Annotated in this window: 8 protein-coding genes and 1 riboswitch; of the genes, 4 read left to right on the top strand and 4 right to left on the bottom strand. The window is 58.2% G+C overall.

Features of this window, described 5'->3' with window-relative positions; all coding sequences use genetic code 11:
• From ACIQ5B_RS09280 to ACIQ5B_RS09265, 4 genes are all read right to left on the bottom strand, one after another.
• Window positions 1-550, bottom strand: a 550-nt coding sequence (locus ACIQ5B_RS09280) for a TonB-dependent receptor (protein ID WP_397598766.1), incomplete at its 3' end; no start/stop codon positions are given.
• 83 nt (window positions 551-633) lie between these two features.
• A riboswitch (cobalamin riboswitch) is annotated at window positions 634-833 on the bottom strand.
• Between the two features lie 56 nt (window positions 834-889).
• A complete protein-coding gene (locus ACIQ5B_RS09275) occupies window positions 890-1,486 on the bottom strand; it encodes a GNAT family N-acetyltransferase (protein ID WP_397598765.1) in 597 nt (198 codons plus the stop codon).
• Between the two features lies 1 nt (window position 1,487).
• Window positions 1,488-3,731: a molybdopterin cofactor-binding domain-containing protein gene (locus tag ACIQ5B_RS09270; RefSeq protein WP_397598764.1), complete on the bottom strand. Its 2,244-nt coding sequence runs from the start codon at window positions 3,729-3,731 to the stop codon at window positions 1,488-1,490.
• The gene (locus ACIQ5B_RS09265) at window positions 3,731-4,255 is read right to left on the bottom strand and encodes a (2Fe-2S)-binding protein (protein WP_397598763.1); all 525 of its coding nucleotides are present in this window, start codon (window positions 4,253-4,255) and stop codon (window positions 3,731-3,733) included. The genes ACIQ5B_RS09270 and ACIQ5B_RS09265 overlap by 1 nt, the downstream gene beginning before the upstream one ends.
• 36 nt (window positions 4,256-4,291) lie before the next feature.
• Here ACIQ5B_RS09265 and ACIQ5B_RS09260 point away from each other — a divergent pair, with 36 nt between their 5' ends.
• The 4 genes from ACIQ5B_RS09260 to ACIQ5B_RS09245 form a co-directional block, all read left to right on the top strand.
• On the top strand, window positions 4,292-5,230 hold the full coding sequence (locus ACIQ5B_RS09260) for an XdhC family protein (protein ID WP_397598762.1): 939 nt from the start codon (window positions 4,292-4,294) through the stop codon (window positions 5,228-5,230).
• Entirely contained in the window at window positions 5,230-5,823 is a 594-nt protein-coding gene (locus ACIQ5B_RS09255; RefSeq protein WP_397598761.1) for a nucleotidyltransferase family protein, read from the top strand. The genes ACIQ5B_RS09260 and ACIQ5B_RS09255 overlap by 1 nt, the downstream gene beginning before the upstream one ends.
• Window positions 5,820-7,427, top strand: coding sequence for a sulfotransferase (locus ACIQ5B_RS09250; RefSeq protein WP_397598760.1), 1,608 nt, complete (start codon window positions 5,820-5,822; stop codon window positions 7,425-7,427). The genes ACIQ5B_RS09255 and ACIQ5B_RS09250 overlap by 4 nt, the downstream gene beginning before the upstream one ends.
• A 202-nt stretch (window positions 7,428-7,629) precedes the next feature.
• A partial coding sequence (locus tag ACIQ5B_RS09245; RefSeq protein WP_397598759.1) for a TonB-dependent receptor plug domain-containing protein occupies window positions 7,630-7,960 on the top strand: 331 nt, incomplete at its 3' end.

The raw sequence follows: 7,960 nt of genomic DNA, 5'->3' as shown, positions 1-7,960 counted from the left end.
GGCCACTGGTTCCGGCGATGTGTGCGTTCATCCCTTTGGTATCGGCGGCACCATATTCCGCGCCGAAGCGTCCTTCGAAACCATCGGCCGGTGCCAGCGACTGGATATTGACCACGCCGCCAATCGCTTGGCTGCCCCAGATGATTGAGTTCGGCCCGCGCAGAACTTCCACCTGACCAATATTGCCGGTCATCAGCGTGCCAAAGTCAAACGCACCATTGGGGCTGGTGAGATCATTGATCCGCACGCCATCGATGAGCACCAGCGTTTGCGAACTATTGCCGCCGCGCAAAAACGCGCTGGCCTGACCGCCAAGACCGCCGCGCGCCGCAACGGTAACGCCGGGCACGCTTTGCAGGGCATCGCCGATGGTGGCGCTTTGCAATTGGTCGAGCCGTTCGCGGTCGACGATGTCAATCGCTTGGCCGGTCTCCGATCGCGGCTGTTCAAAGCCGCTCGCGGTGACAACGATAACGTCGTCCCATGCATCTGCCATTGCAGACGCCGGCAGCAGCGCAAGCGCCGCAGCCGTATATTTTAACAAGGTCATGGATGTATCTCCTTCGCATGACGTCCAACACAATGTCGTCACGCGGAGGAAAACCCCGATTGCGCCAGTGTCCCGCAAGCACAAAGGACAAACCGCAATCAGGCAGGTCTCCTGGCTCCCGGGTCTATGCTCTTGCCCCGCCTTCCCAGTTTTACGGTTACCCGTTTCCCCAGTGGCATTTGGAGCAAAAGCTCGCCGGTTACAGTTGCGGGAACAGCGCCGGATTTCCACCGGCTTCCCTATTATCCACGCTCTCGCGCAGACCTGGTGCGTGCGCAAAGGTTACGCCGCTTTTGTAACGAGGGCAAGGGATTCAGCGGCTATGGGCGCTGGCGTTATCTAGTGGCGGGTCTTGCCGGGGCGTTGCATGCCCCAAAATTGCGGGCCTTCGGGGACTTGCCAGCTATGCTTGATAGCAAAACCAAAGCTTTGATATAATGGGATATTATGTTCGTCTGCGGTTTCCAGATAGGCGGGCAATCCATCCTGATCTGCCCGCTCCAGCCCTGCACGAATGGCAGCGCCGCCATAGCCTTTGCCCTGATAGGCCGGGTCGCATCCCGCATAATGTAAATACCAGACAGGCTCTTTTGGCAGATGCTTTTCGATGAGGTCGGCGACTTCAAGACCGCGAAATATCGAAAAGCGCAGCTGCTGGACGAACGGCACGATCAGCCGCGCGGTATCCAACATGCTATCGCGCGCATTCCCCGGACCACGCCATAAAGTGACGGCCTTTATGCCGTCGGTTCCATACACCGCGCCTTTGCGATGTTCGTCGCGCAAGAACAAATGGAACACGCCCGTAAGCCGCTGTGCGCGCAGCTTCGCGTCTGGAATGACATAGCTCCATCCGGTCTCGGTCTGGAACGCGCGCGCCAATGTCTCGGCGATTTCCAGATTGTCCGTTGGCTTCAACAAACGTGCGTGCGGCAAATTAGGCCTTCGCTTGGGTTAGGATCGGCAGATTGCGGACGCGCTTGCCGGTGGCGGCAAACAGCGCATTGGCCAAAGCCGGGGCAGCCGGAGGAACACCGGGTTCGCCAATGCCGCCCATATCTGCGCCGCTGTTGAGGAAATGGATGTCCATCGCCAAGGGCGCGCCTGCCATTTTCAGCAACGTATAATCGGCCAAGTTGCTTTGCTGAACCGCGCCATTTTCAAGCGTAATCGCCTCGCCAATGGCGGACGAAAGCCCCATGATGATGCCGCCCTCAATCTGCGCCATGGCGGCGTCCGGATTGACGATGCTTCCGGCGTCCACGACCGTCGTTACCTTATGCACTTTGGGCATGCCGTCGTCACCGACCGACGCTTCGATTACCTGCGCGACGATGGTTCTGAAGCTTTCGACCAGTGCAACGCCGCGACCCTTTCCCGCGGGAAGGGGGGAGCCCCAACCACTGCGTGCGGCAACTTCGTCCAATACGCGTAAATGCCGCGATCCTGCCTTCAAATGATTGCGGCGAAATACAACCGGGTCTTCGCCCGCTGCATGGGCCAGCTCATCCATAAAGCTTTCATTGTAAAAGCCTTGCTGTGTCGAGTTCACCGAACGCCATGCACCCGTTTGCTGGTTCGAAACATGCGCAAAGTGGCGGCGCGACACGGCGGGCAGGGTATAAGGAAATACCGTTTCGCTCTCGGCGCTTTCGGGTTGGGCATAGTCGTTGCGATATGCGCTTATGCGCTTTTCTTTGGTCAACGACGCCTTCAGCGCGGCGGAGCTTTGTGGGCGATATGCGCCTTGGACGACTTCTTCCTCACGGCTCCAGATAAGCTTCACCGGATAAGGCAATTGCATCGCAAGCTTTGTCACCTGACCGACGATTTCCATATACATCGGCAAGCGGCGGCCAAAGCTGCCACCGATCATCATGGGGTGGAATGTCACATCATCCGCGCCGAGACCGGATACCTCGACGGCCATCATCTTGGTCGCAAGTGGGTCCTGCATGCCGCCCCAAATGTTGAGATTCCCATCCTTAAAATGGGCGGTCAGGGCAAATGGCTCCATCATCGCGTGGTGTAGAAATGGCACCTGATATTTCGCTTCAATCGGTTGTGCCCCAAGACCAGCCTGCACATCACCATCGCCGGCTGTGCCATCGGCTTCACCCTTGGCCATCAGGTCGCCCTGCGCTTTGAAAATGGACGCGGTAGAAATGCCGCCATTGCCGCCGTCCGAAAACTGAGGGGTGAGCGCACGCAGGCCGGAAATGGCGGGCCAATAGCCTTTCGCCACGACAGCAACCGCATCATCGAGCTTGATGACTTTTTCAACGCCTTTGACCGCCAAAGCAGGCGCGGTGTCTACAGACGTTAATTTGCCGCCACGCACAGGCGCTGCCATGATCGTTGCGACGCGCATATCAGGAACCGAAAAGTCGATGCCATATTGCGCGCTGCCATCGACCTTCGCGGGAATGTCGAGCCGCTGCATGGATTGGCGCATGATGCGATATTGCGACGGATCCTTCAGCTTTGGCGCATTATCGAGCGACAAGGTCGCAGCTTCCGCCGCCAGTTCGCCATAGCGCAACGCACGGCCGGATTTGGCATGGATGACATGGCTGTCCTGTGTCGTCAGTTCATCCGCTGGAACTGCCAGTCGCTTCGCTGCGGTTTCAACCAATGCCAGCCGCGTCGCCGCGCCGACATTTTGAAAGGTCACCCGGCCTGTGAACCGCAACGCCGTGGAGCCGCCGGTCATCTGAAGGTTCATTTGCCGCGCGATGAAGGACAGAAATGATTGCGGAATGCCATTAATGATCGCGGGTTGCCCCGTCATATCGGCAAGGAAAGCGCGTCCAAGCCCCACATTGGCGAACGCCGGTTCTGCGGGTGCAGAAACAACGCGCACCTGATCCCATGCAGCATCCAGTTCTTCGGCCAGCATTTGGGCAAGGCCGGTGTTCGATCCCTGACCAATGTCGGTGTGCGGCGAATAAATGGTGATGCTGTCATCCTCACCAATTTTCAGCCAGGTGGCAAAGCTGTGGCCGCCGTCGCTTTCAAGGCGCGCCTTGGCGGATTTGGCGGCATTGCTGTCGGCGATGGTAATACCGAACAGGCCTGCGCCGACGACGGCGACACCACCAATGAGGAAGGCACGGCGCTTGACGCCCTTGCGCTTTTCTGGCGCGGCTGGCTGCACTTCAGTTGCGGGGGTGTCAGCCATTATGCGCCTCCTTCTGCAGGTTTCGCCGCTTTCGCCGCTTGCCCGGTTGCGGCATGAATCGCCTTGCGGATGCGTGGATAGGTTCCGCAGCGGCAAATGTTGGTCATCGCCTCGTCAATTTGTGCATCGCTTGGGCTGCCCGTTTTCTCGATAAGCGCCACAGCCGCCATAATCTGCCCGGACTGGCAATAGCCACATTGCGGAACCTGCGCAGAAATCCAAGCTTGCTGCACCGCGTGGAGCGTGCCGTCTGCAGATTTTAGGCCTTCGATGGTGGTAATCGATTTGCCTGCGACTTCGCTTACGGGAAGGCTGCACGAACGGGTGGGTTCGCCATCAACATGGACAGTGCAAGCGCCGCACGCCGCAATGCCACATCCGAATTTCGCGCCCGTTAGGCCAAGCTCTTCGCGGATGACCCATAGCAACGGCGTGTCTGGCTCCGCCGCAAGCGCGACTGGCTTGCCATTGATTGACGTCTGAATTGCCATGAAAATAAGCTCCCGCCCAAAACTGCGTTTCATATAGCAACGCTTCACCCTCTTTGCTAGCGCATTGCCATGACTATGGGCAGCGCCAACCACGACCGTATCCTTGCCGCCGCAATCGACTGGGCAGGCGCGCCTATGGCGATTGCGACAGTGGTCGAAACCTGGAAATCCGCGCCATGCCCCGTCGGCACGCATATGCTTGTGCATGCGGACGGACGCTTTGTGGGGTCTGTTTCGGGCGGCTGTGTCGAGGGCGATGTTCTTGAACGCGCGCAATTGGTTTTGGCAGGCGCGCCGCCGGTGCTCCGCCGATATGGCGTTGCCGACGATGCGGCGTGGGACGTTGGCCTGCCCTGTGGCGGGGATATTCAGGTGCTGGTGCAGCCTGTTTCCGCCGATGGTTTTCCGGCGCATCTGTTTGGAGATATTATCAAGGCGCGCTCGGCAGGTGCGGCGCTGTCGGTTGTGACGGATTTGGAATCGGGCCGAAGTGCCTTGCTGGACGATGCTGCCAGCGCAGGCTTCGTCAATATCTACCATCCGCCGCGCCGTTTGCTGATTGTGGGCGCGGTCGAAATTGCATCGGCCCTTGCCGCCATTGCGGTATCGCAAGGGGTGGATGTCACTTTGTGCGACCCGCGTGGACGGTTTTTAACTGCGGAACGCTTTCCCGGCATCCGGTTGGATGATCGCTGGCCCGACGACGCGGTTAAGGCCTTTGCGCCCGATAGCCGAAGCGCGATTGTGACGCTTAGCCATGATCCCAAAATCGACGACCCTGCGCTGGCGGCGGCGCTGGCGAGCCCTGCGGCCTATGTCGCCGCGCTCGGTTCCGTCCGGTCGCATCAGGCACGCCTTGCGCGGCTCTCGGCAGCGGGTGTTCGGGCAGAACAATGCGCGCGCATTGAAGGGCCAGCGGGTGTTGCGATTAACGCGATCAGCGCGCCCGAAATCGCGCTGTCTATCGCGGGCGGCATGATCCGCGCGTTCAACCAAGGGCTGCGTTGATGCAGGCGAAGGACGTCGCGATCGTCCTGCTGGCGGCGGGCAATGCGCGGCGTTTTGGTGCTGATAAGTTGATGGCGGATTTTGAAGGAGCGCCACTGGGAGCGCGTGCGGCGCATGAACTGGCCGGCATTGCGGCATCAGCGCATTTCGCAGTGTGCCAGCCCGACGCACTTATTGCAGCACATTATCAGTGTTTGGGATTTGATATTGTCGAAAACCCGAACCCCGGCATCGGGCTATCGGGCTCGCTTCATCTCGCGGTTGAGGCGGCGTTGCGCACCGATGCGCAGGCTTTACTTATCGCGCTGGCCGATATGCCGTTTGTGCAGGCTACCCATGTTGAAGCGTTGATGGCCGCTTGCACCGTTAATGTGGTGGCATCGTTTGACGGACACCAGCCCATGCCGCCTGCTATATTTCCGCGATCTCATTGGCCGGATTTGCTGGCGACAGTTGGCGATGCTGGGGCGCGGCATATTCTGGCTGGTGCCGAAAAACTAACCGCACCTGCGGGCACATTATGCGACATTGATACGGCAGATGATTTGGCCGCTTCAAAAGTCTCGCTTCATCGCATAGACCGTCTGCAATGAACCAAATATCTGCCCGCCCCGCCATCGAAGCTGCTTTACGCAATCCGAACCTTATGGCGGCGGCTGTCGCGCTTTCCGAAAACAGGTTGGAGGATGCAGAACCGCTGTTGCGCGGTCATTTGCGTGATGCGCCGACGGACGTTGCCGCTATTCGCATGATGGCGGAATTGGCCGCGCGTGTGGGCCGGTTGAAAGATAGCGAGGCATTGCTTCGCCGCGCGCTTGAGCTGACGCCTGACTTTGGCGCTGCGCGTGCCAATCTGGCAACCGTATTGTACAAACAAAACCGTTTCCCCGAGGCGCTTGAGCATTTGAATGCCGTGCTCGCCGAAGACGGTGACAACCCGGTCCAGCAAAATTTGAAAGCTGCGGCACTCGGACGGATTGGGGGGTATGCAGAGGCGATTGCGCTGTATCAGGAACTGACCGCGCGTTTCCCCGATCATGCCAAATTGTGGATGAGCTATGGCCATATGCTCAAAACCGTCGGCAATCAGGACGAAAGCGTTGCGGCATATCGTCACGCCATATCGGTGGAACCAACGCTGGGCGAAGTGTATTGGAGCCTTGCTAATTTAAAAACCTACCAGTTTTCGGACGAAGATGTTGCGGCGATGGATGCCGCGCTGACATCGGCCGGATTGGTGGCAGAGGACGCGTTTCACCTGCATTTTGCGCTGGGTAAGGCAAGCGAAGAGCGCGCGGATCATGCCGCCGCCTTTGCCCATTATGCCAAGGGCAATGCGCTGCGCAGTGCGGAGCTGCATTATGATCCGCGAGGCGTAAGCACGCAGGTCGATCAGATTATTGCCCAGTTCACCACGCCATTTTGGGAAGCGCGCGCGGGGCAGGGGCATATGGCGCCAGACCCCATTTTCATCATCGGTATGCCGCGTGCGGGTTCGACGCTGATCGAGCAAATCCTTGCGAGCCATTCCATGGTTGAAGGGACGATGGAATTGCCCGACATTCCAGCGATGGCGCTGCGTGAAGGGCGCGGGTCGGACTGGATTGATGCGACCGTGGCGCTATCCGCCGATGATACGGAAAGGCTTGGCGCAGAGTTCATCGAGCGCACGCGCATCCAGCGTAAAACCGACAAGCCATATTTCATCGACAAGCTGCCCAACAACTGGAATTATCTGGCGTTCATCCGTTTGATTTTGCCCAACGCCAAAATCATCGATGCACGGCGCCACCCGCTCGATTGCTGCTTTTCCAATTATCGCCAGCATTTCGCCAAGGGGCAGGCGTTCAGTTATGACCTTGGCCATATGGGCCAATATTATGCGGATTATGTGCGGGCGATGGCGCATTTTGATGCGGTTGCACCGGGCTATGTTTACCGCGTCATTCACGAACAATTGTTGGACGATCCGGAGCAGGAAATCCGGAAACTTTTGGAATATCTGGGGCTGCCGTTTGAAGATGCGTGCCTGAATTTCCACCAAAACAAGCGCGCTGTGCGCACGGCGTCGAGCGAACAGGTCCGCCGCCCCATCAACCGCGACGGCGTTGACCAATGGAAGCCTTATGCGGCGCATCTTGAGCCGTTGAAGCACGCACTTGGCAATTTGTGGGAAATTTATCCTGCCGCAGCATAGTTGCTGGGTTGCAACACAGAAATGTAAAATTGTATGAAAACGACGGATAGAGCGAAAATATATTGCGTGGGGACGCAATTGGGAGCCTATTTATTTTAGGGTAACAAGGGAGGGTCGCTGCATGCGCCTACAAAGTCAGAAGTCTAACGTCCGAACAGCTCTCGTCTTGCTGATGACATCAACCGCCTTCGCAGCGCCGGCTATGGCGCAGCAAGCCGCTGAAGAAGACAGCAATGTCATCGTCGTGACTGCGCAAAAGCGTGAACAGAATCTGCAGGATGTGCCGATTGCCATCAACGCGATTGGCAATGAAAAGCTCGACCAGCTTCAGGTCAGCGAATTGCAAGATGTTGTAAAGTTTTTGCCTTCGGTCACCATTCAGCAAGGCGGACCAGGTTTTGCGCAGGTGTATTTCCGCGGCGTAGCGTCGGGTGAAAACGCGAACCACTCGGCATCGCTGCCGACCGTCGGCACATATCTCGACGAAATGCCGATCACGACCATTCAGGGCGCGCTTGATTTGCACGCATATG

The organism is Sphingorhabdus sp. (assembly GCF_044374345.1).
In the GTDB taxonomy this organism is placed as follows: Bacteria; Pseudomonadota; Alphaproteobacteria; order Sphingomonadales; family Sphingomonadaceae; genus Sphingorhabdus_B.
The sequence above is the reverse complement of the archived record's forward strand: the minus strand, read 5'-3'. Positions and strand labels throughout refer to the sequence as shown.